The organism is Sphaerisporangium sp. NPDC049457 (genome assembly GCF_055586705.1).
Window position 1 is genome coordinate 232,622 of the sequence record NZ_JBVJHR010000004.1, and the last position, 26,058, is coordinate 258,679.

The 26,058-nt window shown below is 72.0% G+C and carries 20 protein-coding genes; 16 read left to right on the forward strand and 4 right to left on the reverse strand.

What is annotated here, in order from left to right; translation table 11 throughout:
- Window positions 1-88: 88 nt before the first annotated feature.
- From ACZ6QO_RS08630 to ACZ6QO_RS08670, 9 genes are all read left to right on the forward strand, one after another.
- Window positions 89-1,495 (forward strand): LCP family protein, encoded by a 1,407-nt coding sequence (locus tag ACZ6QO_RS08630; protein ID WP_465848966.1) that lies wholly within the window; start codon window positions 89-91, stop codon window positions 1,493-1,495.
- Between the two features lie 53 nt (window positions 1,496-1,548).
- On the forward strand, window positions 1,549-3,942 hold the full coding sequence (locus ACZ6QO_RS08635; RefSeq protein WP_465848967.1) for a glycoside hydrolase family 95 protein: 2,394 nt from the start codon (window positions 1,549-1,551) through the stop codon (window positions 3,940-3,942).
- A gap of 260 nt (window positions 3,943-4,202) precedes the next feature.
- Entirely contained in the window at window positions 4,203-5,258 is a 1,056-nt protein-coding gene (locus tag ACZ6QO_RS08640) for an ABC transporter substrate-binding protein (RefSeq protein ID WP_465848968.1), read from the forward strand.
- A 169-nt stretch (window positions 5,259-5,427) separates the two neighbouring features.
- Window positions 5,428-6,273, forward strand: a complete 846-nt coding sequence (locus ACZ6QO_RS08645; RefSeq protein WP_465848970.1) for an ABC transporter ATP-binding protein — start codon at window positions 5,428-5,430, stop codon at window positions 6,271-6,273.
- Window positions 6,270-7,127 (forward strand): ABC transporter permease, encoded by an 858-nt coding sequence (locus tag ACZ6QO_RS08650; protein WP_465848972.1) that lies wholly within the window; start codon window positions 6,270-6,272, stop codon window positions 7,125-7,127. Before ACZ6QO_RS08645 ends, ACZ6QO_RS08650 begins: the two co-directional genes overlap by 4 nt.
- The gene (locus ACZ6QO_RS08655) at window positions 7,127-7,552 is read left to right on the forward strand and encodes an RrF2 family transcriptional regulator (RefSeq protein ID WP_465848973.1); all 426 of its coding nucleotides are present in this window, start codon (window positions 7,127-7,129) and stop codon (window positions 7,550-7,552) included. The genes ACZ6QO_RS08650 and ACZ6QO_RS08655 overlap by 1 nt, the downstream gene beginning before the upstream one ends.
- A 145-nt stretch (window positions 7,553-7,697) precedes the next feature.
- Window positions 7,698-9,299 (forward strand): serine/threonine-protein kinase, encoded by a 1,602-nt coding sequence (locus tag ACZ6QO_RS08660; RefSeq protein WP_465848975.1) that lies wholly within the window; start codon window positions 7,698-7,700, stop codon window positions 9,297-9,299.
- Window positions 9,300-9,498: 199 nt separating this feature from the next.
- Window positions 9,499-10,455, forward strand: a complete 957-nt coding sequence (locus tag ACZ6QO_RS08665) for an ATP-binding protein (RefSeq protein WP_465848977.1) — start codon at window positions 9,499-9,501, stop codon at window positions 10,453-10,455.
- A gap of 108 nt (window positions 10,456-10,563) precedes the next feature.
- Complete coding sequence (locus ACZ6QO_RS08670) at window positions 10,564-10,950, forward strand: SCO5389 family protein (protein WP_465848978.1); 387 nt, start codon at window positions 10,564-10,566, stop codon at window positions 10,948-10,950.
- A gap of 81 nt (window positions 10,951-11,031) precedes the next feature.
- Here the strand turns inward: ACZ6QO_RS08670 and ACZ6QO_RS08675 are convergent, their stop codons facing one another.
- Window positions 11,032-11,991, reverse strand: coding sequence for a LysR family transcriptional regulator (locus tag ACZ6QO_RS08675; protein WP_465848979.1), 960 nt, complete (start codon window positions 11,989-11,991; stop codon window positions 11,032-11,034).
- A 97-nt stretch (window positions 11,992-12,088) separates the two neighbouring features.
- Between ACZ6QO_RS08675 and ACZ6QO_RS08680 the strand changes: the two genes are divergently transcribed.
- Window positions 12,089-13,363: a pyridoxal phosphate-dependent aminotransferase gene (locus tag ACZ6QO_RS08680; protein ID WP_465848981.1), complete on the forward strand. Its 1,275-nt coding sequence runs from the start codon at window positions 12,089-12,091 to the stop codon at window positions 13,361-13,363.
- Between the two features lie 163 nt (window positions 13,364-13,526).
- Window positions 13,527-14,171 (forward strand): GNAT family N-acetyltransferase, encoded by a 645-nt coding sequence (locus tag ACZ6QO_RS08685; protein WP_465848983.1) that lies wholly within the window; start codon window positions 13,527-13,529, stop codon window positions 14,169-14,171.
- A gap of 377 nt (window positions 14,172-14,548) precedes the next feature.
- On the opposite strand, the gene ACZ6QO_RS08690 is transcribed toward ACZ6QO_RS08685, so the two are convergent.
- Window positions 14,549-15,037, reverse strand: a complete 489-nt coding sequence (locus ACZ6QO_RS08690; protein WP_465848985.1) for a hypothetical protein — start codon at window positions 15,035-15,037, stop codon at window positions 14,549-14,551.
- A gap of 405 nt (window positions 15,038-15,442) precedes the next feature.
- Between ACZ6QO_RS08690 and ACZ6QO_RS08695 the strand changes: the two genes are divergently transcribed.
- Window positions 15,443-18,490, forward strand: coding sequence for an AfsR/SARP family transcriptional regulator (locus ACZ6QO_RS08695; RefSeq protein WP_465848987.1), 3,048 nt, complete (start codon window positions 15,443-15,445; stop codon window positions 18,488-18,490).
- A gap of 417 nt (window positions 18,491-18,907) precedes the next feature.
- A complete protein-coding gene (locus ACZ6QO_RS08700; protein WP_465848988.1) occupies window positions 18,908-19,210 on the forward strand; it encodes a hypothetical protein in 303 nt (100 codons plus the stop codon).
- On the opposite strand, the gene ACZ6QO_RS08705 is transcribed toward ACZ6QO_RS08700, so the two are convergent.
- Window positions 19,203-20,162, reverse strand: a complete 960-nt coding sequence (locus ACZ6QO_RS08705) for an AraC family transcriptional regulator (protein WP_465848990.1) — start codon at window positions 20,160-20,162, stop codon at window positions 19,203-19,205. The genes ACZ6QO_RS08700 and ACZ6QO_RS08705 overlap by 8 nt on opposite strands.
- 103 nt (window positions 20,163-20,265) lie before the next feature.
- Here ACZ6QO_RS08705 and ACZ6QO_RS08710 point away from each other — a divergent pair, with 103 nt between their 5' ends.
- The 3 genes from ACZ6QO_RS08710 to ACZ6QO_RS08720 all read left to right on the forward strand — a co-directional run bounded on the left by ACZ6QO_RS08710 (window position 20,266) and on the right by ACZ6QO_RS08720 (window position 24,239).
- Window positions 20,266-21,291, forward strand: coding sequence for an aldo/keto reductase (locus ACZ6QO_RS08710; RefSeq protein WP_465848991.1), 1,026 nt, complete (start codon window positions 20,266-20,268; stop codon window positions 21,289-21,291).
- Between the two features lie 408 nt (window positions 21,292-21,699).
- Window positions 21,700-23,640 (forward strand): vWA domain-containing protein, encoded by a 1,941-nt coding sequence (locus ACZ6QO_RS08715; RefSeq protein ID WP_465848993.1) that lies wholly within the window; start codon window positions 21,700-21,702, stop codon window positions 23,638-23,640.
- A gap of 74 nt (window positions 23,641-23,714) precedes the next feature.
- Window positions 23,715-24,239, forward strand: coding sequence for a hypothetical protein (locus ACZ6QO_RS08720; protein ID WP_465848995.1), 525 nt, complete (start codon window positions 23,715-23,717; stop codon window positions 24,237-24,239).
- 123 nt (window positions 24,240-24,362) lie between these two features.
- Here ACZ6QO_RS08720 and ACZ6QO_RS08725 read toward each other — a convergent pair whose 3' ends face one another.
- A complete protein-coding gene (locus ACZ6QO_RS08725) occupies window positions 24,363-25,955 on the reverse strand; it encodes an MFS transporter (RefSeq protein ID WP_465848997.1) in 1,593 nt (530 codons plus the stop codon).
- Window positions 25,956-26,058: the final 103 nt, after the last annotated feature.

Sequence of the window (26,058 nt, forward strand, 5' to 3'; positions counted from 1 at the left end):
CGCGGCCGTGCGCAGTCGCGCGGCCACTCACCGTTACTAACCTGTTATCGATTACTGGTGCGGTGAGAGTTTGGGAGGCGCGATGCCGATGAGAGGCGATCGGGGTTCCCTGCGGCTGGGCGGGGCCCTCGGGCTCACCCTCGCGTCGGCCGTGGTGTGGGGGCTGGCCCACCTGCGCGCCGGTCGCCGCGCGGCCGGCGTCGCGCTGCTGGGGACGCACGTCGTGCTCGTGGCGAGCGTGACGGTGGCGGCCACGGCGTTGCGCCCCGAGGTGATCGCGCTCATGGTGCGGCCCGGCCGGCTCGCGGGCCTGGCCGTCGCGGCGGTGCTGGCCGGCGTGTCCTGGACGATGGTGATCCTCTGGTCCTATCGGCTCGCGCGGCCCCCCGTCCTCAGCGGGCCGGCACGCCTGCTGGGACGGGCGTCGGTCGGCCTGATGTGCGTCGCCGCCCTGCTGCCCACGCTCTACGCGGCGCGGCTCGCGTACGTGGGCCGCGAGGTGGTGACCACGGTGTTCACCCCGCGCGGCGCCGCCGCCCCGGCCGACCCGTGGCAGGGCAGGCACCGGGTCAACGTCCTGCTGATCGGGGCCGACGCGGCGGCCGGCCGTCCCGGCGCGCGCACCGACAGCATGTCGGTCGCGGCCATCGACACGAGGACGGGCAGGACGGTGCTGTTCGGCCTGCCGCGCAACCTCCAGCATGTGCCCATGCCCGAGGGGCCGGCCCGGCGGATGTTCCCCTTCGGCTTCGCCGGCGACGGCACGCCGGGCCACCCCGGCCTGCTCAACGAGGTGTACCAGTGGGGCGAGGACCACCCCGCGGCGGTGCCGGGCGCCCCTGCGGGGCGGCACGGCGCCGAACTGCTGAAACGCACGATCGGCGGCATCCTCGGCCTGCCCGTCGACTACTACGCGATGGTCGACATGAAGGGCTTCGCGCGGATCATCGACGCGACGGGCGGCGTCACGGTCACCGTCAAGCACGACATTCCCTACGGCCTCGCGGGCGGCGTCCTGCGGGCGGGCACCCGCAGGCTGAGCGGGGCGGAGGCCCTGTGGTTCGGCCGGTCCCGGTCGGACGGCGACGACTACGTCCGCATGGGGCGCCAGCGGTGCCTGCTGGACGCGGTCGCCAGGCAGGCCGACCCGCTCACGGTGATCAAAAGCTTCGACCGGCTCGCCGACGCGGCAAAGCGCTACATATCTACCGATATCACCCAAGAATCACTTCCGGCATTTATCGCCCTTTCACGCAAAATAAAGGACGCGCGCCTCGAAAGCGTGCAATTCGTGCCACCGCTCATCGACACCGCCGCCCCCGACTGGGCGCTGATCAGGGAGAAGGTGTCGGCCACGACGGGCGTCCCCATGCCCGAAGACGCCGGGAACCGGCGCGGAGACGACCAGGTCGCCCCCGGGGCGCGCGCTTCCGGGACGCCGTCCGCCACCCCTTCCCGAACGGAAGCACTGTCGCCCGACGCCTCTTGTAACTGATTCTCATATGGCCGGTTTAGGATGCAGTCGATCACCACGCTGATCGGGGAGACATGCTGAGCCTCTGGTACGACCGTCCCGCGGACGGGCCGGACGACCATGACGCGTGGGAAAGGCGGGCGCTGCCGATCGGCAACGGCAGGCTCGGCGCGATGATCTTCGGGCGGCTCGGCTCCGAACGGGTCGCGCTCAACGAGAGCACGCTGTGGACCGGCGGTCCCGGGTCCAAGGACGCCGGGCCGGGCGGCTACCGGTCCGGCGACTGGCCCGCGCCCCGGCCCGGCGTCCTGGACGAGGTCAGGCGGCGCGTCGCCGAGGAGGGCCGCGTCGATCCCACCGAGGCCGCCCGCCTGCTCGGCAACGCCGCCGGCGAGGACGGCCGCATCCCCGGCTTCGGCGCCTACCAGCCCTTCGGCGACCTGCTGCTCGACATCGCATCCCCGGCCGCCGCGGGCTCCCTCGGCACCGGCTCCCCCGCCACCGGCTCCCCCGGCACCGACTCACTCGGCACCGGGGCCGCGGCCGCCGCCTCCGGCGTCCGCGACTACCGCAGGGAACTCGACCTGGTGACGGCGATCGCGACCGTGCGCTACACGACCGGCGGCGTGCGCCACACCCGGGAGCACTTCGCCAGCCACCCCGCCCAGGTCCTCGTCCTGCGCCTGGCCGCCGACCGGCCCGGCCAGATCTCCCTGACCGTGCGCCTGTCCCCCGGCCCGCCGACCGCCCCGCCCGAGTACGGCGTGGCCCGGGGCCGGCTGACGCTGCGCGGAGCGCTGGAGGACAACGGGCTGCGGTACGAGGCGCAGGTCCAGGTGGTCGCCGAGGGCGGCCGGGTGACCGACCAGGCGGACGCGGTCGCCGTCCACGGGGCCGACGCGGTGACGCTGCTCGTGTCCGCGGGCACCGACTACGCCCGCGCCCACCCGCGCTACCGAGGGCCGCACCCGCACGACGCGGTCACCGCGCACGTCGACCGCGCGTGCGCGCGCACCTACGCCGACCTGCGCGCCGAGCACGTCGCCGACCATCGGGGCCTGTTCGACCGCGTCCGGCTCGACGTGGGCGGCGACGCCGCGGCCTGCCCGCCGACCGACCTGGCGCTCGCGGCGTACGGCGGCGGCGGCCCCGGCGACCGGGCGCTGGAGACGCTGCTGTTCGCCTACGGCCGCTATCTCCTCATCGCCTCCTCCCGGGAGGACTCCCCCTTGCCGGCCGGCCTGCGGGGCCTGTGGACCGACGGCCCCGCGCCGCCCGCTCACCGCGACCGGCACAGCGACGTCAACGTCCAGATGAACTACTGGCCGGCCGAGGTGACCGCGCTGAGCGAGTGCGCCGTCCCGCTGCTGCGCTTCGTCGACGCGCTGCGGGCCCCGGGGAGGGCCACCGCGGCCGCCATGTTCGGCTCGCCCGGCTGGGTGGTCCACTCCGACACCAACCCCTTCGGGTTCACCGGCGTGCACGACCGCCCGGCCTCGTTCTGGTTCCCCGAGGCCGCCGCCTGGCTCGCCCAGCACCTCTACGAGCACTTCCTGTTCGGCGGCGACCTCGGCCACCTGCGCGAGCACGCCTACCCCGTGCTCAAGGAGGCGGCGGACCTCTGGCTGGACAACCTGGTCGAGGACGGCGGCCTGGTGGTGTCCCCGAGCCACTCGCCCGAGCACGGGCCCTTCTCGGCCGGGGCGGCGGTCTCCCAGCAGATCGTGTGGGACCTGCTGGGCAACACCGTCGAGGCCGCCGACCACCTCGGCGTCGACCCGGGGTACCGCATGCTCAAGGCTCTGGGAGAGCTCGACGAGGGCCTGCGGGTCGGCTCGTTCGGGCAGTTGCAGGAGTGGCGGGAAGACTGGGACGACCCGGAGGACACCCACCGGCACCTGTCGCACCTGTTCGCCCTGCACCCGGGGCGCCGCATCCATCCCTGCACCGAGTACGGGGACGCCGCGCGGGTCACGCTGGAGCATCGCGGCGACGGCGGCGACGGCTGGAGCAGGGCCTGGAAGATCAACCTGTGGGCGCGGCTGCTCGACGGCGACCGGGCGCACCGCCTGCTGGGCGAGCAGCTGCGCCACGGCACGCATCCGAACCTGTTGGGCGCGCACCCGCCGTACCGGATCGACGGCAATCTGGGGACGACGGCCGGCATCGCCGAGATGCTCCTGCAGAGCCACCTCGGCGTGATCGACGTGCTGCCCGCGCCGCCCTCGGCGTGGCCGTGCGGCTCGTTCGACGGGCTGCGCGCCCGGGGCGGCCACACGGTGGGCGCCTCCTGGCGGGACGGCGCGCTGGTGGAGGTGCGGCTCCTGGCGGGCCAGGACGGTGAGGTGCGGCTGCGCAACCCGGCGTTCCTGAACGGGTGCCGCACCCGCGTCCCGTGCGCCGTCGAGGGGGACACCGCGGTGTTCCAGGCCGACGCCGGCCACACCTACCGCCTCGCCATCGGCTGACCCCCGCCGTCTCCCCGCCGCTTTCCCCGCGCCGCCTCGCCATCAGCCGGCCCGCGCCGCCTCTCCCGTCCCACCACTCACCGCTGACTCCTCGCCGACATAAACGCATATATCGCCATATAGGCAGGTAGGCGGCTCGCCTTCGGGCACCAACCGATAACGACGGACGCCGCGAACCCCTCCTCCGCTTGACATGTCGCGCCCCATGCCGTCTTATGGCATCTAACCGACTTATTAAGTAGGAAATTAGGGAGAGGTACATGAGGGTTCGCAGGCTACGAGCGATGGCGGCCGTGGTGGCCGCGGTCGCGGTGACCGCCCTCGCGGCTGCCTGCGGAGGGGATGGGGGATCCTCCGGCGGCGACGCTGCCAAGACCGAGGTCCGCCTCGGCTTCTTTCCGAACATCACGCACTCCACGGCCCTGGTCGGCGTCAAGAAGGGCTTCTTCGCCAAGGCCCTCGGCTCCGGCGTCACGCTGAAGACCGCCACCTTCAACGCCGGGCCGGCCGCGACCGAGGCGATCTTCTCCGACGCCATCGACGCCACCTACATCGGGCCGAACCCGGCCATCAACGCCTGGTCCAAGTCCAAGGGCGAGGCCATCAAGATCGTCGCGGGCGCGGCGTCCGGCGGCGTCTACCTGGTCGTCAAGCCCACCATCAACGACGTCGCGGACCTCAAGGGCAAGAAGATCGCCACGCCGCAGCTCGGCAACACCCAGGACGTGGCGCTGCGCTACTGGCTGCAGGAGAAGGGGATCACGACCGACACCAAGGGCGGCGGCGACGTCTCCATCGTCCCCCAGGACAACTCCCAGACCCTGCAGACCTTCGCCACCGGCGACATCGACGGCGCGTGGGTGCCCGAGCCCTTCGCCAGCCGCCTGGTGCTCGAGAGCAAGGGCAAGATCCTGGTCACCGAGGCCGACCTGTGGCCGGACAAGCAGTTCGTGATCACCCACCTGATCGTCAGGCAGCAGTTCCTCAAGGAGCACCCCGACCTGGTCAAGAAGCTGATCGAGGCGCACGTCGAGTCGACCGCCTACATCGAGTCCGACCCGGCGGGCGCCAAGGAGGCGATCAACGCCGAACTGCAGGACCTCACGGGCAAGCCGCTCAAGCCCGAGGTGCTGGACAGCGCGTTCAAGAACATCGCCTTCACCAACGACCCGATCGCGTCCTCCCTGGTCACCAGCGCCGACCACGCGGAGAAGGTCGGCCTGCTCGACCCGGTGGACCTGAACGGCATCTACGACCTCAAGATCCTCAACGAGGTGCTCGCCGCGAAGGGTCAGCAGGCGGTGAACGACAGGTGACCGGCCCCGCCCTCCCGGGCGGGCGCCGCGGCCCGTCCCGCCCTCGCGGCGGGACGAGCGCGCCGCCCCGCTCCGCCGGCGTCACCGGCGGCGGGGGCACCGAAGGTGGAAACAGCCGACACGGCGCCCACGGCCACCGGCCGGCGCGGGCGCCGGGTGAGGAGTCGAAGTGACAGCTCCGACAGAGGAGCTGCGCTCCAGCCGGATCGACGGGCACGGGCCCGCGGTCCGGCTGGACGCGGTCTCCAAGGTGTACGGCAGGGAGTTGCTCGCCCTGGACCGCGTGACGCTTTCGGTGAGCAAGGGCGAGTTCGTCTGCCTGCTCGGCGCGTCCGGTTGCGGCAAGAGCACGCTGCTCAACCTGGTCGCCGGGCTCGACCGCGCGACCGCCGGGACGATCGACACGGCCGGGGCGCGCATCGCGATGATGTTCCAGGAGCCCGCGCTGTTCCCGTGGCTCACGGTCTCGGCCAACATCGAGCTGGCGCTGCGGGTGACCGGCAAGGCCAAGAGCACGACCAGGAAGGAACGCCGCGCGCGGGCGGCCGAGCTGCTGGAGATCGTCCATCTCGGCGGCTTCGGCGCCAAGCGGCCGCACGAGCTGTCCGGCGGCATGCGCCAGCGGGTCGCGCTCGCCAGGGCGCTCGCCCAGGAGGCCGACGTGCTCCTCATGGACGAGCCCTTCGGCGCGCTGGACGCCATGACCCGCGACCTGCTCCACGACGAACTGGAGCGCATCTGGCGCGAGCGGGAGCTGACGGTCCTGTTCGTGACGCACAACGTGCGCGAGGCCGTCCGCCTCGGCGACCGGGTGGTCCTGCTGAGCAGCAGGCCCGGCACGGTGATCGAGGACCACCCCGTGACGCTGCCCCGTCCCCGCCGCACCGACTCCGGCGAGGTCGCCGAGCTGGCCGCGGGCATCACCGACCGGCTCCGCCGCGAGGTCCTGCGCCACGCGCGCCCCGCACAGCGGTCGTCCTCGGCCGAAGCCGTCCCCGCCGGAGCCGACCGATGACCGCCGACGTCTCCCAGCACCTCGCCGGCCTGGACGCCCTGGAGCTGTCCGGCGGAGAACGGCGCGGCGTCGCCGCGCGCGTCTGGGCGCGGGCATGGCCGATGTTCTCGGCGATCGTCCTCGTCTTCGCCATCTGGCAGGTGGTGGTCCTCACCGGCTGGCGTCCCGAGTACGTCCTGCCCGGCCCGATCGCGGTCCTCGGAGAGCTGGGGCACCGCGTCGGCGACCTGGAGTTCTGGGGCGCCGTGGCGGTGACCATGCGCCGCGCCATCACCGGATTCGCCGTCGCCATGCTGGTGGGGCTGGTGGTCGGCGCGGCGGTGTCCCGGGTGCGGCCGCTGCGCGCGGCGTTCGGCTCGCTCATCACGGGTCTGCAGACCATGCCGTCCATCGCGTGGTTCCCGCTGGCGATCCTGCTGTTCAAGCTGAGCGAGAGCGCGATCCTGTTCGTGGTGGTCCTCGGCGCCGCGCCGTCCATCGCCAACGGGCTGATCGCCGGCGTGGACTACACCCCGCCGATCCTGCTGCGCGCCGGGCACATCCTCGGCCTGCGGCGCCTGGCGCTCTACCGGCACGTCATCCTGCCCGCGTCGCTGCCGTCGTTCCTGTCCGGCCTCAAGCAGGGCTGGGCGTTCGCGTGGCGGTCGCTCATGGCGGGAGAGCTGCTGGTGATCATCGCGCACCAGACGTCGATCGGCGAGCAGCTCGACAACGCGCGTGAACTGTCCGACGCCCCAGGGCTGCTCGCGACGATGATCGTGATCCTGGTCATCGGCATCGTCGTGGACATGTGCTTCGGCGCGGCCGACAACGCTCTCCGGCGCCGCTGGGGGCTCGACCAGCGCGTCGGCTGATGCGGATCTCCGCCAGAACGCAGTACGCCCTGCGCGCCGCCGCGGAGCTCGCGGCCGCTCCCGCGGACCGCCCGGTGTCCGCCGAGCGCATCGCGAGCGCCCAGGACATCCCTCGCAGATTCCTGGACAACATCCTGCTCCAGCTGCGGCGCGCGGGGCTCATCGAGAGCCAGCGGGGCCCCGACGGCGGATACTGGCTGGCCAGGCCGGCCACGGAGATCACGCTGGCCGACATCATCCTGGTGATCGAGGGCGTGCCGTCCCACAGCGAGCGGTTCCCCGGCGTCGCCGGGCCGCTGGCCGAAGTGTGGTCGGTGCTGCGCACGTTCGAGAACACGACGCTCACCGATATCACGCTGGCCCACATCGCCAGCGGCTCCCTGCCGCCGCTCTCATCCCCGCCCCTGCCCGCGCCGCCCCGCTGAGCACGGCCGTCCGGGCGTCGCCCGGACGGGACACCATCGGCGTCCAGACGGGACACCATCGTTGGAGCGCGCGGACGGCGGCAACTGTGGAAGACTTCCCCATCTGCTAATTTCTCGCGCTATCGCCCGCGAAGGGGCACTTTGGATGGGAACTCCTGGGCAACTGGTGGTGAAGCGGTACCGGCTGGTGCGAGCCCTCGGGCAGGGCGGCATGGGCATGGTGTGGGAGGGACACGACACCCTTCTCGACCGGCCGGTCGCCGCCAAGGAGGTCCTCGTCCCGCGCAGGCTCGACTCCCGCCAGCGGCTCCAGATGCTCCATCGGACCTCCCGGGAGGCGCGCACGGCGGCGCGACTCAACCACCGCACCATCGTGGGCGTCTACGACGTCGCCGAGGAGGACGGGCATCCGTGGATCATCATGGAGCTCGTCCCGTCCCGGTCCCTGGACCGGGTGCTCGCCAGCGAGGGTCCCCTGTCGGTGCCCAGGGCGGCGACGATCGCGAGTGAGGTGCTCACGGCGCTGTCCATCGCCCACTCCGCCGGCGTGGTCCATCGCGACGTCAAACCGGCGAACATCCTGATCGGCTATGACGGGCGGGTGGTGCTCAGCGACTTCGGCATCGCCACCTCGCTCGAAGACCCCTACACGCAGCACAGCGGCACCGTCGGCTCGCACGGCTTCGTCGCTCCCGAACGCCTCGACGGCGCGCCCGCGGCTCCGGAGGGCGATCTGTGGTCGCTGGGCGCGACGCTCTTCGCCACCGTCGTCGGCCGGCCGCCGTTCGAGAACTCCATGGGCCCGCTGGCCTCGCTGCTCGCCCAGGACGCCGAGCTGGCCAGGGTGCCCGACGCACTGCGCCCCGTGCTGGCCGGCCTGCTGGCCAAGGACCCCGCCAGACGGATGACCGCCGCGCAGGCCAAGGCCCTGCTCGAACCGCTCCGCTCGCCTCCGCCGGCGCAGGCCGCCCCCCGCCCGCGTGGGCTCACCGGCCGTACCAAGCTGCTGGCCGGCGTGGCGGCGGCCATCGTGGTCGCGGTCGCCATCGGCGGGTGGGCGGTGCTCCGTCCCCCCGGCGCCGCGACAGCCGCGCCGGACGGCGCCTCCGCCTCGGGCGCTCCCACCTCCAGCGTGCTGTCCAGCCGCGCGGCCTCGGCCGCGACGGCCTCACCGGCCCCGAGCCGGATGCGGCTGAAGTGGTACGACGCCGAGGACGGCTGGCGGGCCGGGGTCCCGCGCAGCTGGCGGCTGTCGATCCAGCGGGGCCGCCACACCTGGGCGGCGCCGACGGGCACCGCCTATCTGAGCGTGGAGGTCGTCGAGGCGCGAGGACGCGACCCGCTGGACGTGCTCGCCGAAGTCGAGGCGTCCCTGTCGGCCTCGGTGCGGAAGTACCACAGGATCCGCCTGGAGAAGCTCCCGTCCCTGGCCCCGTCTTCGTCCCCGGCACCGTCCCCGTCGCCCTCCGCGGCGACCGGGTCGCCGGCCGCCGAGAGCACCGGCCCGGCCAGGCAGGCACGCGCCAAGCGCGTCGTCATCGCCGAGTGGGAGAGCACCTGGACCGGCCCGGGCTACCACTCGTGGGCCGTCAAGGGCGTGCCCTACCACGAGTCGCAGCGCGTGATCGTGACCGGCGACCGGATCGGCGTCATCGGCTGGGCGACCACCCGGACCGAGTGGGACCGACTCCGGCCCACCATGGACGCCGTCTTCAAGTACTACCGCCCCCGCGCCGCCCGTCCCTGACCGCGGTCCCCGGGCGGCCCCGGGCCGGACACCGGTGGACGGGTGCCAGGCGGTGCGCCCCGGCCCGGGCGAGCACCGGCGGAAGCGGCCGGCCGGCGGGTCAGGACTTGGTGAAGAGCAGGAATCCACAGGGTGACGCGTGCCATGATGTGCGCGGTCATACTTGCAATGGTTTTCATAACCAGATTGGATCCCTCGTATGAGAGTCGCCTTCGTCGGGAAGGGCGGCAGCGGAAAGACCACGCTGTCGTCCCTGTTCGCCCGGCACGTCGCACGGCAGGACGGCCCCGTGGTCGCCATCGACGCCGACATCAACCAGCATCTGGGCCTGGTACTGGGCCTCGATCCAGCGGCCCTGCCCGAGCCGCTGGGCGCCCACATCAGCGAGATCAAGGACTATCTGCGCGGTGACAACCCGCTGATCGCCTCGGCCGCCTCCATGATCAAGACGACGCCGCCCGGCCGCGGGTCACGGCTGGTGGGCCTCACCGACCCGTTCTTCATCGACCGGTTCGCGACCCCCGTCCAGGGGTTCCAGCTCATGGTCACCGGCCCCTTCAACGAGGACGACCTCGGCGTCGCCTGCTACCACTCCAAGGTCGGCGCGGTCGAGCTGTTCCTCAACCACCTGGTCGACGGGCGCGACGAGTACGTCGTCGTCGACATGACGGCGGGGGGCGACTCCTTCGCCTCCGGCATGTTCACCCGCTTCGACATGACCTTCCTGGTCGCCGAGCCCACACGGCAGGGCGTGAGCGTCTACCGCCAGTACCGCGACCACGCCCGCGACTTCGACGTGCCCATCGCGGTGGTCGGCAACAAGGTCCACTCGGCGGCCGACGTCGAGTTCCTCAAGGAGCAGGTCGGCGACGACCTGCTGGTGTGCCTTGAGCACTCTCCGGCGATCCGCGCCATGGAACAGGGCCGCGCGTTCACCCTGGACGATCTGGAGCCGGCCAACCGAGAGGCGCTCGCGGTCCTCCTGAGCCGGGTGCGGGCGCAGGAGAAAGATTGGGAGCGGTTCGGCCGCCAGACCATCGAGTTCCACGTCCGCAACGCCGGCGCCTGGGCGAACCGCGCCACCGGCGAGGACCTCCTCAAGCAGATCGACCACGGCTTCGTCTTCGGCGAGCGCCCCGTGGTCCCCGCCGGCTGACGCCCCTGCGCGCTCCGCGTCCACGTGACTGTCCCTTTTCCGCCACCTGGAGCCGACCCGGCGTGACGCCTAACGTCGGAGTCGCCCATCTCGAGAGGAGAACCCAGCATGTCGCTGACCGTTCCGAACGAGCTCGTCGAGCAGGCCCGCGCCGGTGACGTGGACGACGAGGCGTTCCTCGCCTGCGTCCGCGACTCCCTCCCGTACGCCTGGTCGCTGATCACCGGGCTGGTCCGGCAACGCCAAGAGAGCGGAGCCGAGTTCGCCGACAACCACACGCCGCCGCCGGACGAGGCCGCGCGGGGCCAGTTGCTGCGCTGCCTGGCGAGCGACTCGATGCGCGGGGCGCTGGAGCGCCACTTCGGCGTGCGGCTCGCGTTCCAGAACTGCCACCGCGTCGCGGTGTTCGATCCTGCGGCCGAGAAGGCCCACGCGGAGTTCGTCACCGCCAGGGCCCAGATCCTCAACCAGCGGCCCGAGCTGGTCGACTGCTGAGGCCCCCTCCTCCGCGTTCGACGCCGGCTGATGTCCGCGTCCGGCACGCCGGCCCGACGTCCGCGTGCCGGCGCGCCGGCCTCACGTCCGCGCCCGCTCGACGAAGGGGGACCGCACAGGCGTGGTGAGGTCGGCGGCGAGGTAACGGGCCGCGACCTGCAGCGCCCTGAGCGTCACCGCGACGGACGGGCGGCTGACGCTCGCCGTCCTGACGACGGCCCGCACCTCCCGGGTGACCGGGTTCCCGGGGATCTCGCGCACCACGACGCCCCGTACGCCGGCCGCGAGGGCCAGCGCCGGCACGGCGGCGATCCCGATGCCCTTGGCGACCAGGCTGAGCACGGTGCCCAGCCCTTCGAACTCCCACGGCACGGGCAGAGCGCCTCCGACGTCCGACAGCAGCCGGTCCACCGCCATCCGCGACGGCTCCCCGTCGGGGGTGGCCATCCACGGCTCGTCGCGCAGGGCCGTGAGGTCCACCGGCACCGATGTGTCGGCCATCCGGTGGCGGCGCGGCACGACGAGCACGATGGGGTCGTGCAGCAGCGGCAGCACGCGCAGGGCGTCGGTGCCGCGCGTGCGCACGCCCCCGTACCAGTCGTCGACCAGGGCGATGTCGGCCTCGCCCGCCTCGACCTCCCTGATGCCGCGGCCCGAGCGCCCCTGGCGCAGCCGCAGCGACAGGGCGGCGTGCCGGCGCAGCGACCGCACGAGCACGGGGGCGAACGCGACGGCCGCCGTGGGGAAGGCGGTCACGACCACGCGGCCCGAAGGGGTGGCGGCGTGGGCCGACAGGTCGGACTCGGCGGCCTCGACCAGAGAGAGGATCCGCTCGGCGTGCCGGACCAGCCGGTACCCGGCCTCGGTGAGCTCGGCGCTGCGCGAGGTGCGGTCCAGCAGTACCGAACCCGCTTCGCGTTCGAGGGTGGCGAGCTGCTGCGACACCGCCGAGGCGCTGTACCCGAGCGCGGCCGCCGTCGCGGCGATGCTGCCTCTTCGGGCGAACTCGCGCAGCAGGGACAACCGCCGTAAGTCGAGCATCGGTTCTCCTTATGGTCACCACCGAAAAGCCTCGCTTGTGGCGATGGGTGTACCCGGTCAGGCTGGGCAGGTCCCCAATCACCAGGAGGTTATGACCATGAACGTCACACTTTCGGCCACCCTGGCCGCTAATGAGGACATTGCCCGAAGACGCCGCGCCGGGGAACGGATTTTGAACCTGGCCTTCGGCGAGGCAGGGCTCCCCGTCCACCCGGCGCTGCGCGAACGCCTCGAAGCGGCCTCGCGGGAGAACGGCTACGGACCGGTCGCGGGCGCCGCGGCCCTGCGCGAGGCGGCCGCCGGCTACTGGGAACGCCGCGGGCTGCCCACCGATCCGGACCTGGTGGTCTGCGGCCCCGGCAGCAAGCCCTTGCTGTACGCGCTGCTGCTCGCGATCGGCGGCGACATCGTGCTGCCCATGCCGAGCTGGGTGAGCTACGCGGCCCAGGCCGGACTCGCCGGCGTTCACCCGATCATGGTTCCGGCGCCCCCCGACGAGGGAGGGACGCCCGATCCCGAACAGGTGGCGGCGGCCGTGCTGCGAGCCCGCGCCCAGGGCCGCTCAGTGGGCTCGGTGCTGGTGACGCTGCCCGACAACCCGACCGGCAGGCTCGCGACGCCGCGTACCGTGCGGCGCCTGGCCGAGGTGGCCCGCGAACTGGACTTGATGATCATCTCTGACGAGATCTACCGCGACCTGGTCCACGACCCTGACGCGGCCTTCCTCGGCCCGGCCGGCATCGCGCCCGAGCGCACCGTGGTCACCAGCGGGCTGAGCAAGAGCCTCGCCCTCGGCGGATGGCGCATCGGGGTGGCGCGGCTGCCCTCCCGGCCGCTGCTGGACGTGGTGCTCGCCGTCGCGTCCGAGATCTGGTCCAGCCCGGCCGCCCCGGTGCAGCACGCCGCCGCGTACGCCTACACCGAGCCGCCGGAGCTGGTGGAACGGATCACGGCGAGCAGGAGGCTGCACGGCATCGTGGCCCGCGCGGTGGCCGGCCGCTTCTCCCGGGCGGGCGCCGTCGTGGCCGAGCCTCAGGGCGGTTTCTACATGTATCCAGATTTCACCCCGCTCGAACGGTTCGGCACCTCCACGGAGCTGGCCGCGGCCCTGCTCGACCGGCACGGCGTCGGCGTGCTGCCGGGAACGGCGTTCGGCGACCGGCCCGCCAACCCGCGCGTACGGGTCGCCACGAGCCTGATGTACGGCGAGGACGAGGAGCGGCGGCTGGCCGCGCTCGAAAGCCGCGAACCACTCCGGCTGCCCTGGATATCGGCCGGCCTGGACCACCTCGACGAGGCCCTCGCGGCGCTCGGCGACGGGGGCCGTCCGGCCGCCTTGGTCACCCCCTCGCTGGCGCCCGCGGCGCCATGATCTCTTTTACCTATCCTTTACCGTCGCCGCGGGGCCGCAAGTCGGTGTGATCATGCCGCTGAGCTGCGGATTCACCCATATGCTCACCTCTTGTCCGGACGCTCACCGAGATGTTCCATCCGATTTGGTGCAGAGTCCGCCATGGAGCCCCCATCATGTGCTCATGCCCGCTTTTGTCACCCTGTCCGGGCGCTCCGTGCGCCTGGAACCGCTCAGCCTCGCGGTGGTCGACGACCTGGTCGCCGCGGCGAGTGAAGACCGTTCCACCTACGCCTTCACTCGGGTTCCCGTAGGCCGGGAAGAGATGACCTCGTACGTCGAGGCCGCTCTGGCTGAGCAGGCGGAGGGCCGCACCATGCCCTTCGCCATCCGGTGGCTGCACACCGGCGAAATCGTCGGCGCCACCCGTCTCATGCACCTGGAGTACTGGCAGGGCCCCCTGCCCTGGCCTCCCGGCGCGCGGGGCGTGGTGGGGGAGGTCCCGTCCGTGGCGGACATCGGTTACACCTGGCTGGCCGCATCGGCCCAGGGCACCGGCGTGAACCGGGAGAGCAAGTACCTACTGCTCTCGCTCGCCTTCGAGACCTGGCAGGTCCACCGCATCACCCTCAAGGCAGACGTACGCAACCAGCGATCACGGGCCGCCATCGAAGCCCTCGGCGCACACCTCGACGGGGTGCGGCGGGCGGAGAGCCGAGGCGCCGACGACACGGTCCGAGATACGGCGTACTACTCGATCCTCAGCTGCGAGTGGCCCGCGGTCCGAGAACGGATGCACGCGAGGCTCGGTCTCGTGGAAGCGGCGTGAACTCCCCGTACCTTCGATGAATCCTTGGAACGCACAGCCCGCCCGGCGGCCTTCGCGGCCGCCGGGCGGGCTGTCGTGTTCCCCCGCTGTTCCCCTGTACTGCGAGCTCCCCCTGCTCTCCGGGTCTCCCCGGCACTTCCCCCCTGACACCCGGTTCCCCGGCGCACACCCCCCGTGTGCTGCCGGTTCGCCGGCACTTCCCCCGTGTTCACCGGATCACCCCGGCGATGAATTACGCCCCAGGAGGTGTCACTTCCCCCGTTCGTCCCCCTGGGGCGTCCCCTGTGGGGCTCCCGCGGCGCGTCCCCAACGTGCCGCGGGCTCGCCGCGCGGATGAGGCGTGGGGCCTCATCCGGCGGACGTCTCGGCGTCGTGGATCACTCCTCGCCGTCGGCCTCGTAGATGTAGTTCCAGCGGCCGCAGTACTTCTTGGCGCCGTGGTGGTTGGACCAGTAGCAGGTGCGGACCTGGATGCTGTCGACGTCGTCGGAGGAGAAGTGGAAGGAGCGGTAGCCGCTGGAGCCGCACTTCTTGGCCCAGTAGGTCGACTCGTCGCCGTCCTCGTTCTCGAACTTGACCTGGACGTAGCCGCAGAGCCAGCCCGGCGAGTACTTGTCGTAGAGCTTGCCCACGACGTGGAAGTCCCCGTCCCCGTCCTCGTAGACGTGGCCCCTGGCCTTGGCGCGCGAGCCGTTGTAGTACTTGGAGTAGTAATAGCCCCAGTGGTCGTCGAAGTCGTAGCTGGAAGCGGACGCGACCTGGGTGGCGGTCGCGGCGGACGCCGAGGAGGCGACGGCGGGGAGGCCCACCGCGATGACCGCGGAGGCGGCGGCGAGGCCGAGGACGTTGCGGATGGAGTGGCGCATTGTGGTTCTCCTATTGAGGGGTTCCCCCGTGTGCCTGCTGCTTCGGGGCTTATGACCAAAGTGATAGAACCCATCGCCTGCAGGTCGCTTACAACGGCCTTACCTCCACCTGCAAGGCGCTTGCCGACCCCTGCCGGATCCCGGTTCCCCGGTCCTGGATCCGGCTGCGGTGCCGCCGCCGCTCGCGGCCGCCCCCGTTGAGCGGGCCACGTTCGAACGTGCCCTCAGCATCACCCCGGCCGCTCAACGCCAGATCAATGAGAAATCAACGACTCGATTAACGCCGGGGCGATCGCATAGGGGACAAAGCATGTGGGGACCTATCATTTGAAATTAGAACTGTCTTAAGGGTGGAGAAGTAGAGAAATGGCTGGTCAAGAGGGTTCGGCTGGCCTTCGCTTCGCGGTGCTCGGACCGGTTCAGGCCTGGCTGTCCGGCCGGGAGGTCGAGCTGGGCACGCCCTTGCAACGATCCATCCTCGCTATGCTGCTGCTCCGCGAGGGCCGCGCCGTGACCCCGATGGAGATGATCGACGCCATCTGGGGCGAGGACGCCCCGCCACGGGCGCTCGGCGCGCTGCGCACGTACGTGTCCCGGCTGCGCGCCGTGCTGGAGCCGGACCGCTCGCCGCGCATGCGCCCTGAGCTGCTGACCTCGGTGGGCAGGGGGTACGCGCTCCGCCTTCCTCCCGACGCCCTCGACCTCGCGCTGTTCGAACGCTCGGTGGCCGCCGCGGAGGCGCGGCGCAAGGCGGGCGACCTGACGGGCGCGGCCGACACCGTGCGCGACGCCCTCGCCCTGTGGTCGGGAGAACCGCTCGCCGGCGCCCTCGGGCCGTACATCGAAAGCCAGCGGGGCAGGCTCGTCGAACGCCGCATCGGCGTGGTCGAGAACCTGATGGAGCTGGACCTGGCGCTCGGCCGGCACGCCGACGTCATCCCCGAGCTCCTCGCCCTGACCGCCGAGCATCCGCTCAGGGAGCGGCTGCGCGGCCAGCTCATGCTCGCCTACTACCGCTGCGGGCGACAGGCGGAGGCGCTGGCGGTGTTCTCCGACACCCGGCGGGCGCTGGTCGACGAGCTCGGCATCGACCCCGGCCACGAGCTGTCCACCCTCCATCAGCGCATCCTCGCCGCCGACCCCCGGCTGGCCTGGACGACCGCCGCGGCGGAACGGCGCCCCGCCGACCGCCCCTCCTCCACCGGCGCCGCAGAGCGCCGCGAGCCGGCGCGCGAGACGCACTCCCCCGCCTCCCGGCAGGCGGGCGACACGTCCTTCCCGGGCGGGGAGGCGGAGGAGGCCGAGCACGAGGGCTTCCAGGACATGCCCCGGCCCGCGCAGCTCCCCGCCGCCGTGAGCGACTTCACCGGCCGCAGGCAGGTCGTCAACCGGCTGCGCACCCTGCTGACCAGCGCCACCGGCACCGAAGGCGTGCCCGTCGCCGCCGTCTCCGGCATCGGCGGCGTCGGCAAGACGACCGTCGCCGTGCACGTGGCCCACTCGCTGCACGAGGTGTTCCCCGACGGCCAGCTGTACGCCGACCTGCGCGGCTACAGCAAGGAGCCGACGGCGCCCGAGTCGGTGCTGGCCGCGTTCCTGCGCGCCCTCGGCATCCCGGTGGACATCATTCCCGACGGCCTCGCCGAGCGCGGCGCGCTGTTCCGCTCGCTGCTCGCCGACCGGCAGATGATCGTCCTGCTGGACAACGCCCGCGACGCCGAGCAGGTGGAGCACCTGCTGCCCGGCACGGCCGGGTGCGCGGCGATCATCACCAGCCGGGGCAAGCTGGCCGACCTGCCCTCGGCCCGCCTGCTGGACCTGGAGGTCATGGAGCCGGACGAGGCCCTGACGCTGTTCGCCGCGGTCGCGGGCCCCGAGCGCGTGGCGGCGGAGCGCCCCGCCGCCATGGACGTGGTCGCCATCTGCGGCTTCCTGCCGCTGGCCGTGCGCATCGTCGCCGCCCGCCTGGCCGCGCGGCCGTCGTGGACGGTGGCCTCGCTCGTCCCCCGGCTCGCCGACGAACGCCGCCGCCTGAACGAGATGCGCATCGGGCACCTCGCCGTGGACGCCACCTTCTCGCTCGGCTACAGCCAGCTCGACCCGGTGCAGGCGCGCGCGTTCCGCCTGCTCTCGCTGCCCAACGGCCCGGACATCGGCGTCCAGGCCGCGTCCTCGGTGCTGGCGTTGAGCATGATCGAGACCGAGGACATCCTGGAGTCGCTGGTCGACGTCAGCCTGCTCGAAGCCCCCGCCCCCGGCCGCTACCGCTTCCACGACCTGCTGCGGCTGTTCGCCCGCAAACAGGCGGAGCTGACCGAGAGCCCGGAGGCCGGGGCGCTGGCGCTGCGCCGCCTGCTCGGCTTCTACCTGTCGTCGGCCGAGGCCGCGCACCGGCTCGCCTACGAGGGCAGCGTGATCTCCGACCACCTGGTGTCCTCGGGCGTCCCCGGGCGGAGCTTCGCGGGCGCGGACGAGGCCGTGACCTGGCTCACCGTCGAGGCCGAGGCGCTGTTCGCCACGATCGGCCAGATCGCCGAGTCGACCCCGGCGGCCGAGGCGCTGTCGCCCGCCGCCGACCTGCTGGTCGCCATGGAGCCGCTGCTGGAGTCCGGCGCCTACGTCCGCGAGTTCGCCTCCCGCGCGGGCGCGGTGATCGCGGCGGCGCAGGCCGTCAACGACAAGGTCGGCGAGCTGCGCTGCCGCTACGTCCTCGGCCGCGTGCTGTTCGGGAGCAACCGGATGGACGACGCCGAGGAGCAGTTCCGCGCGGCCCTGGACCTGGCCGACTCCACCGGCGACCACATCGTCACCGGCGAGATCTACAACGGCCTGGCCGTCGTCGCCGGGCGCAGGCGCCGCCACCAGGACGCGCTCGCCCTGTTCGACTCCGCGCTCAAGGCGTACCGGGACATCGGCGCGGCGGCGGGCGAGGCGCTCGTGGCCAGCTACTCGGCCCGCGACCATCTGGGGCTCGGCAACAGCGAGGAGGCGATCGCCGCCGCCCACCGCGGGCTGGCGATCTTCACGGAGCTGGGCAGCGAGCCCGGCATGGCCCGCGCGCGCTACCAGCTCGGCATCGTGCTGTCCCGGGTGGGCCGCCTCACCGAGGCGGTCGTGCACCACGCCGAGTGCCTGGACTTCTTCCGGGCCGGCGGCCAGAAGGTCTGGGAGCAGCGGGTGTGCACCCGGCTCGCCGAGACGTTCATCGCGGCCGGGCGTTACAAGGACGCGGCGCGGTACGCCGAGCAGGCCCTCACCCTGAGCAGGGAGATCGGTCACCCGTACGGGGAGGCGCTGTCGCTGACCGTGCTAGGCCGGGCCCTCGCCGGCCTCGGCAGCGTCCGGCGGAGCGGCGACTGCCTCAAGCGGGCTCTGGAGATCTTCACTCGGCTGGGATCCCCCGAGGCCGACGACCTGCGGACGCTGCTGAAGCTCGATCAGGTCGGCGATTAGCTCGCGAACCCCGCTCATCGGCTCGTCGTCTAATCGGGTCATCCACACATGGTTTATCAACGTATATCCCGACATCGTGGGCGGCTGTGAGAGTGCCCGGCCGGTCGTCTGCCGCCGCTGGGCGCTGGGGGCCCGGTTGGTTTACCGGTAGCGCGTTCGCGGCGGCCGTCCGCCTGACGACGACCGGCCGGACGTCAGCACGGATCTTGAATCCCCCAAGCTCCGTGCTTACGTCCCGAAGGCTCCCGTCCAGGGTTCAACATCGGATCAACAGCGGATGAAACGCCTGGGAGCGGCGGGCGAGGCCCAGATCACCTGGGGTTCCGGGATGGTCAAGTCAACGGCAAGCCGCGAGTAAGCGGGTAGGTGTACGACTGAGATGTACGCCCGCGCCACCCGCACCAAGGAGCGGACCCAATGCTGATCCCGTGCTTCGCCTGTGAGTCCCGGTTCCGTCCGGACGAGTACTTCCTCGCGTGCCACGACTACAACCGCGGCATGGATCTCGTCGCCTGGACCTGCCCGCACTGCGGCAACCGGGACGACCTCAGGGTGCTGCCCGACGCGATCGGCTTCGGTTACCCGCGCCGCGGGCGCTTCGACGTGCAAGACCGCTTCCGCGTCCCCGGCCTGCGCCGCCACCGGCTGGACATGCGCCTGGACATCTCGCTGAACAAGGAGGTCTGGCGCGTCCCCACCCGCCTCCGCCAGCTCACCTGATGGCCGGTTCTCCGGCGGCCGGCCTCCTGGCGGCCGGGTCCGTCCTCCGCGACGGCGCGCCGAAGCGGTAGGCGCGCGGAGACGCGCCCATCACCCGCTTGAAGGCATTGCTGAAGGAGCTTTCCGATCCGTACCCGCAGTCGGCCGCGATGGCGTGGACCGTACGGTCGGTGCGGCGCAGCTGCCGGCCGGCGGAGTGCATGCGCCAGCGCAGCAGGTAGTCCAGCGGCGCCGAGCCGACGGTGGCCTTGAACCTCAGCGCGAAGCTCGACCGCGACATGCCGGCCGCGGCGGCCAGCTCGGCCACCGTCCACTGGCGCGCCTTGTCCTCGTGCATGAGCCGGAGGGCGGCGCCGATCCCCGGGTCGGTCAGCGCGCCGAGCCAGCCGCGCGGCGCACGGCCCTCGGCCGCGTGCGCGCGCAGGGCCTGGACGAAGATGATCTGCGCGATGCGGTCGGCCATGAACTCGCTGCCGAGGCCGGGGGCGGTGTTCTCGTGGGCGAGCAGCGTGAGCGCCGCGCGCAGCGTCTCGGCCTGGCCGGATCTCGCCGGCGTGTGGACGAACGGCGGCAGGACGTCCAGCAGCAGCGCGGCGTTCGCTTCGTCCAGTCTGATCGGCCCGCCGACGATCACGACCTCGTCGGCGGTGCCGTAGCGCAGCACGCCGTCCACGGCCTCGCGGTAGGCGATGGGCGCGTGCACGGCCTCGGTCTCAAGGTCACCGGCGATGCGATAGGGAGTCCCGCCGCTGATCAGGTAGCAGTCGCCCTCTTCGACGTGCACCGGCTCGGTGTCCCCCACCGTGACCCAGCAGGACCCGGCGAGCACGGCGCAGCACTTCACGTGCGGGTAGCCGTCGAAGCGCAGCGCCCAGGGACCGCCCGCCTCCAGGCGCGAGGGGGTGATGCTCTCGACGTTCAGCAAGGACAGCACGTTGGACAGCGGATCCACGTCGGCTCCGGACGATCGCTCAAGAAAATCGGACTTTCTCGCATGGATTGTCGCGGGTGAACCTCGTAACGTGCAAGGCGACTGTCAACAAGGGGGACAAAACATGAAATATCGCCCACTGGGCCGTACGGGGGTCTACGTATCGGAGCTCTGCCTCGGCGCGATGACGTTCGGCGGCGCCGACCACCCGGTGTTCAAGATGGTCGGCGGGCTGGGGCTCAAGGACACCGACCGGATCGTCGGCGCCGCCCTGGACGCCGGGATCAACTTCATCGACACCGCGGACATGTACGCCGCCGGCGAGTCGGAGACGCTGCTCGGCCAGGTGCTCGACGGCCGCCGCGACGAGGTCGTCCTGGCCACCAAGCTCGCCGCCCGCACGGGACCGGGCCCGAACGACGTCGGCCTCTCGCGCCTGCACATCGCGCGCAGCCTCGACGACAGCCTGCGCAGGCTGCGGACCGACCACATCGACCTGTACCAGATCCACAGCATCGACCCCCACACCCCGATCGAGGAGACGCTGCGCGCGCTGGACGACGCCGTACGCCAGGGCAAGATCCGGTACATCGGCTGCTCGAACCTCGCGGCGTGGGAGGTGGCCAAGGCGCTCGGCGTCTCGGCGGCGCGCGGCCTGTCCGACTTCGTCTCGGTGCAGTCCTACTACTCCCTGGTCGGACGCGACGTCGAACGCGAACTGATCCCGATGCTGAAGTCCGAGGAACTGGCCCTGATGGTGTGGAGCCCGCTCGCCGGCGGCCTGCTGTCGGGCAAGACCGACCGCACGGGCGTCTCCGACGCCGGGGCACGGCACGCCCAAGGGCAGTTCATCCCGGTCGACATGGACAAGGCCTATGACGTCATCGACGTGCTCAAGGCCGTCGCCGCCCGCCACGAGGTGAGCGCGGCCCGCGTCGCGCTCGCCTGGGTGCTGGCCCAGCCCTCCGTCACGAGCGTCATCATCGGCGCCCGGCGGATCGACCAGCTCACCGACAACCTGGCCGCGACCGACCTGACCCTCACCCCCGAGGACCTGTCCCAACTGGACGAGGTCAGCCGCGAAGCCACCCCGTACCCGACATGGGTGCAGCAGGCCGGCCTGGCGGACCGGCTCCCACGGCCGGCGTGAGATATCCGGGCGTCTCCGCCGATTCTCCCGCCGTAGTCGTCATGCGCGGGAGTTCTTTCGCATGACGCTCTTCCACCCACCATGGGGAGCATTAACCATAAATCACGACAAATAGAGATATGCACCATCCGCAGGCCGGCCCCCCGGACGTCCGCCCGGTGGGCCGGCCTGCGGGTTCGCCTTCACCACCAGGAGATTCCCCATCCGGCCGGGCCGGATGCTGGAATAAATACGTTCCGCATTCACCGGCACGTCCATTGACTTCGAAATGACCCCGTCCGCACGGACCGGCATACGCCATCGATACAGTCCTGAATGGCGATATCTGGCACCATATGGCTCTCGTAGCGATTTCTCAGAGGGAGCACCTTGGCCGGTCTTTTTCGTCGGTTCCGGATCGGCGGTGCGGTGGCCGCCGTCCTCGCCGCTTCCGCGTTGATCCCGTTCTCGGGAAGCCTGACCACGAGGCCGCAGGGTACGGGCTGCGTCGGCGACACGCGGATCCCGGTCATCGCGTCCATCGACAAGATCGACGCCATGCGGCGGATGGCGCAGGAGTTCACCGGCCCGCACGGCCACGAGGTGGACGGCAGGCGCGTCTGCCTGGACGTCCTCGAGTCCCAGACGGGGTCGGTGATGCTCAAGCTGATCGAGGGCTGGCGCCGGCACGACATGCCGGGCGCGGTGGACACCCCCGGGCCGTTCGACGACTACCCGCTGATCTGGCTCCCGGCCTCCACCATGTGGTGGGTCCAGCTCAAGGAGCGCACCGACTCGTGCGGGAGTGAGACGACCGCCTTCACCTGCGCGGACAACCCGCTCGGGTTGGAGATCACGGCGCCTCCGTCCCTGGCCCGCTCGCCTATGGTCGTCGCGGTGCCCCGGTCGCACAGGGACAAGCTCAAGAAACTCTCCGGCGACACCATCACCTGGAAGGCGCTGACCACCTGCTACCCCACCGGCTGCGACCCGGCCCTGGGGAAGACCAACCCCAACCTGTCCACCATAGGGCTGGCCGCCGAGCTCGGCATGATCTGGGAGGCCGCCGGCGACCGGCTCAACGAGGGCGCGGCCCCGGTGATCTACGACGTGGTGCGGGGAAAGGACGACGGGACGCCCGACCCCCGCATTCTCGCCCTGCGCGAGCGGGCGCGCGACGGCGTGCGGCGGATGGAGACGGCCTTCACCCACTACGGCGCGACCACCACCGACCTGTTGTGCGAACTGACCCGCGAGTCCGCCGACGGCAAGGTCAGGCAGGCGGTCGTGGTGGACGAGCAGACGGTGTGGCTGTACAACACCGGCCGGCAGGTCGGGCTCGGCTGCCGGAGCGCCACGAAGGGCGGCAGGCCGCAGGACCCGCTGTCGCCGATCTTCCTGGCCGACCGCTCGCTGATGGCCGACCACCCGTTCGTCCTCATCGACCCCGAGCCGAAGCTGCACGCGGTGGAGAACCGGGCGGCCCGCGACTTCCGCGACCACCTTCTCCAGCCCGAGCGGCAGAAGGAGTTCCAGGACCTCGGCTTCCGGATCCCCGACCAGCAGACCGGCGAGTACGTCCTCGGCGGCCCGCAGATCAAGGAGCTGTATCCGGACAGGTCGGTCTACGACCGGGTGCTGAAGGGCCACCATCTGCGCCCTCCGCCCTGTGTCACCGCCGACGAGCAGTGCCCGCGCGGGGTGTTCGACGACGCGCTGACCCTGTGGGCGGCCGAACTGCGCAGACCGCTGCGCGCCGAGGTGCTCGTCGACTACTCGGGCTCGATGAGCGACCCCGTACGGGACACCGGAGCCACCAAGATCGACATCGCGCTCGCGGGCGTCGCCCAGATGCTCGCGGCCTTCCACGAGGGCGACCGGCTCGGCGTCCGGGTGTTCGCGACCCTGCACCCGGAGGAGGGCCGCGACTGGGAGGACATCCGGCCGTTCTCCCCGGTCACCTCGAAGGGCACCGCGGCCGAGGTGCGCGCCGCGTTCCAGCGGTTCTTCACCGTGCGGCACGGCGGCGAGCGCCGCAGGACGGGCCTGTACGACAGCATCGCGGACGCCGTCGAGAAGGTCGCCGACGGGTGCACGGGCGGCGGAACCGGCACCGTCGTCGTCCTCACCGACGGCGCGAACGCCAAGGACGGCGGGCGCAAGCTGGACCCGCTGGTCAACGAGCTGCGCCATCCCGTCAACGGCAGGTGCGCGGTGCGCGTGATGCTCGTAGCCTACGGCGGGGACATCGACGACAAGGCCGCCGACGCCATGGCGAAGATCGCCGACGCCACGTCCGGACGGGTGTACTACGCCACCGACCCCGCGTCCCTCGGAACGGTGCTCACCGACCTCATAGCCGACTTCTGACGCCCTCCACTTCTGACGCCCTCCACGCGAGACGCGCGGTTTCGTAACGGACTGTTCTGAAAGGACCCGGCTCCATGCCGATCTCGACCCCGCACCGGATCGCCGCGGCGGCCTCCGGCGCGATCGCGGCTGCGATCTCGCACATCACGGGACGGCCGCCGCCCGGCGTCGTCGTCGCGGTCGGCGTCCTCGTCTGCGGCGCCTACGTCGCCGGCCTGGCCGTGGGGGACGCCGTGCCCCGGCTGATCGTGCACGTCCGGCGGATCCCGCGCCGGCGGACCGCCCTGCTCACCGCGGCGTCCATGGCGCTCGCGATCATCACGGTGCTGCTCGCCGGGGACTCCGTCATCGTCCGGGTCGCGGGCGCGCTCGCGGGGCTGTTCGCGCCGTTCCTGCTGGACCTGGCCGTGTCCGCCCACCACAAGGAGTCCGCGCCGCCGACGTCCCGCTCCGGCCCGGCGTCCACGGCCGGGCTCGGGCCCTTGGAGTCCGGTCTCGTCCCGCTGTCGTCGGACCCCGGCCCCGGGACTCCGGCAGGTGGTCCCGAGCCCGCGGCGTCCGGCTCCGCCGGTGCGCCGGCCGGCGGGGCTTCCGCCTGACCGTCCCGGCCTCGCCCTCCCCCGCACATGGATGAAGCCGGGTGGCCGACGATCCGTCGTGGCCACCCGGCTCCGGCTTTCCGGGGAGGGTTCCCGGGGTTGTGGGCTGTCGCGCTTCCAGGGTCAGTTCACGCTCGCCAGGACCGCATCGGCCTCGGCGGCGTCTTCGGGCTGGGCGGGCTGACCGGCGGGGGCGCCGCTGCTCCGCAGGATGACCGCCGACAGGACGGCCAGGCCGATGAAGATGACCGCTCCGACGGCGGCGACGACGTTCAGGCCGCTGGTGAAGGCGGTGCGGGCCGCGTCGACCAGGTCGGCGGCGACCCCGCCGCCGAGCTCCCGCGCGGTGCCGAGGGCGGCGGTGATGCTCTGCCGCGCCGTGTCGGCGGCGTCGGCGGGGACCGCGGCCGGCAGGTCGCCGGTGAGCCGGGTGCGGTAGACGAAGGTGCCGAGGCTGCCGAGGGCGGCGACCCCGAGGGCGACGCCGAACTCGCCGCTGGTCTCGCTGATCGAGGCGGCCGAGCCGGCCTTCTCCGGTGCGACCGAGGCCATGATGAGGTTCATGGTCAGCGACATGGGCAGGGCGATGCCGAAGGACGCGAGCACCAGCCCGGTGACCAGCAGCGGCAGGCCGTCGACGCTCGGGACCTGGGTGTGGGCGATCAGACCGGCGCCGGCGATCAGCAGGCCGATGGCGATGACGTAGGCCGGGCGCAGCTTGCGGGCCAGCGCCGGGGCGGTCATCGAGCCGGCCACCATGGCCGCGTTCTGCGGCAGCAGCCACAGCCCGGCGTCCATCGGGCCGAAGCCCTGCACGGTCTGCAGGTAGAGGCTGGACAGCAGGGTCGTGCCGGCCATGACGATGCCCGCCATGAGGCCGACGGCCATCGAGGTGCTGAAGGTGCGGTTGGCGAACAGCCGCAGGTCGAGCAGCGGACTGGCGAGGCCGCGCTGGCGCCGGACGAACACGGCGCCCACGGCGAGGCCGGCGACCAGGGCGGCGACGGACGGCGCCTGCACGCCGCCGCGGGCCAGTTCCTTCAGGCCGTAGATCGCGGGCAGGATCGCGCCCAGGGACAGCGCGACGCTCGCCAGGTCGAGCCGGCCGGCGTTCGGGTCGCGGTACTCGGGCAGCAGGCGAGGGCCGACGACCAGCAGGAGCGCCATGACCGGGACGCCGAGCAGGAAGGCCGAGCCCCACCAGAAGTGCTCAAGCAGCAGCCCGCCGACCAGCGGGCCGAGGGTCATGCCGCCCATGAAGCAGGCGAACCAGACGCCGATGGCGGCGCCCATCTGCTTGGGGTCGCGGAACATGTTGCGGATCAGCGCCATCGTCGAGGGCATCAACGCGGCGCCGGCGATGCCGAGCAGCGCCCGGGAGGCGATCAGCATCTGCGGGTTGACCGAGTACGCGGCCACGATGGACGCCGCGCCGAACGCGGCGGCGCCGGTGAGCAGCAGCCTGCGGCGGCCGATGCGGTCGCCCAGCGTCCCCATGGTGACCAGGAAGCCGGCGAGCATGAACGAGTAGATGTCCAGGATCCACAGCTGCTGCGTGGAGTCGGCGCCGATGCCCGCGCTCAGGTGCGGCAGGGCCAGGTACAGGACGCTGATGTCCAGCGACATGAGCAGGGTCGGCAGGGCCAGCACCGCCAGCCCGATCCATTCGCGCCGCCCGGCCCGCGGGCCGGGGGTGATCTCGCCATTGGCGTTCATCGCTCATTCCTTCGTGGTCGGTGGTCGCTCGACGGCGTCCTCGATGGTGTCCCCTGCGCGATCGCCGCCCCTCCGGGCTTCGATCAGCGCCGCTTCGTGCATA

What these genes read in the sequence shown, in the direction of transcription:
- ACZ6QO_RS08630 (WP_465848966.1), top strand. Translation starts at nt 89, where the DNA reads ATGAGAGGCGATCGGGGTTCCCTGCGGCTGGGCGGGGCCCTCGGGCTC.
- ACZ6QO_RS08635 (WP_465848967.1), top strand. Translation starts at nt 1,549, where the DNA reads ATGCTGAGCCTCTGGTACGACCGTCCCGCGGACGGGCCGGACGACCAT.
- ACZ6QO_RS08640 (WP_465848968.1), top strand. Translation starts at nt 4,203, where the DNA reads ATGAGGGTTCGCAGGCTACGAGCGATGGCGGCCGTGGTGGCCGCGGTC.
- ACZ6QO_RS08650 (WP_465848972.1), top strand. Translation starts at nt 6,270, where the DNA reads ATGACCGCCGACGTCTCCCAGCACCTCGCCGGCCTGGACGCCCTGGAG.
- ACZ6QO_RS08655 (WP_465848973.1), top strand. Translation starts at nt 7,127, where the DNA reads ATGCGGATCTCCGCCAGAACGCAGTACGCCCTGCGCGCCGCCGCGGAG.
- ACZ6QO_RS08660 (WP_465848975.1), top strand. Translation starts at nt 7,698, where the DNA reads ATGGGAACTCCTGGGCAACTGGTGGTGAAGCGGTACCGGCTGGTGCGA.
- ACZ6QO_RS08665 (WP_465848977.1), top strand. Translation starts at nt 9,499, where the DNA reads ATGAGAGTCGCCTTCGTCGGGAAGGGCGGCAGCGGAAAGACCACGCTG.
- ACZ6QO_RS08670 (WP_465848978.1), top strand. Translation starts at nt 10,564, where the DNA reads ATGTCGCTGACCGTTCCGAACGAGCTCGTCGAGCAGGCCCGCGCCGGT.
- ACZ6QO_RS08675 (WP_465848979.1), bottom strand. Translation starts at nt 11,991, where the DNA reads ATGCTCGACTTACGGCGGTTGTCCCTGCTGCGCGAGTTCGCCCGAAGA.
- ACZ6QO_RS08680 (WP_465848981.1), top strand. Translation starts at nt 12,089, where the DNA reads ATGAACGTCACACTTTCGGCCACCCTGGCCGCTAATGAGGACATTGCC.
- ACZ6QO_RS08685 (WP_465848983.1), top strand. Translation starts at nt 13,527, where the DNA reads ATGCCCGCTTTTGTCACCCTGTCCGGGCGCTCCGTGCGCCTGGAACCG.
- ACZ6QO_RS08690 (WP_465848985.1), bottom strand. Translation starts at nt 15,037, where the DNA reads ATGCGCCACTCCATCCGCAACGTCCTCGGCCTCGCCGCCGCCTCCGCG.
- ACZ6QO_RS08700 (WP_465848988.1), top strand. Translation starts at nt 18,908, where the DNA reads ATGCTGATCCCGTGCTTCGCCTGTGAGTCCCGGTTCCGTCCGGACGAG.
- ACZ6QO_RS08710 (WP_465848991.1), top strand. Translation starts at nt 20,266, where the DNA reads ATGAAATATCGCCCACTGGGCCGTACGGGGGTCTACGTATCGGAGCTC.
- ACZ6QO_RS08720 (WP_465848995.1), top strand. Translation starts at nt 23,715, where the DNA reads ATGCCGATCTCGACCCCGCACCGGATCGCCGCGGCGGCCTCCGGCGCG.
- ACZ6QO_RS08725 (WP_465848997.1), bottom strand. Translation starts at nt 25,955, where the DNA reads ATGAACGCCAATGGCGAGATCACCCCCGGCCCGCGGGCCGGGCGGCGC.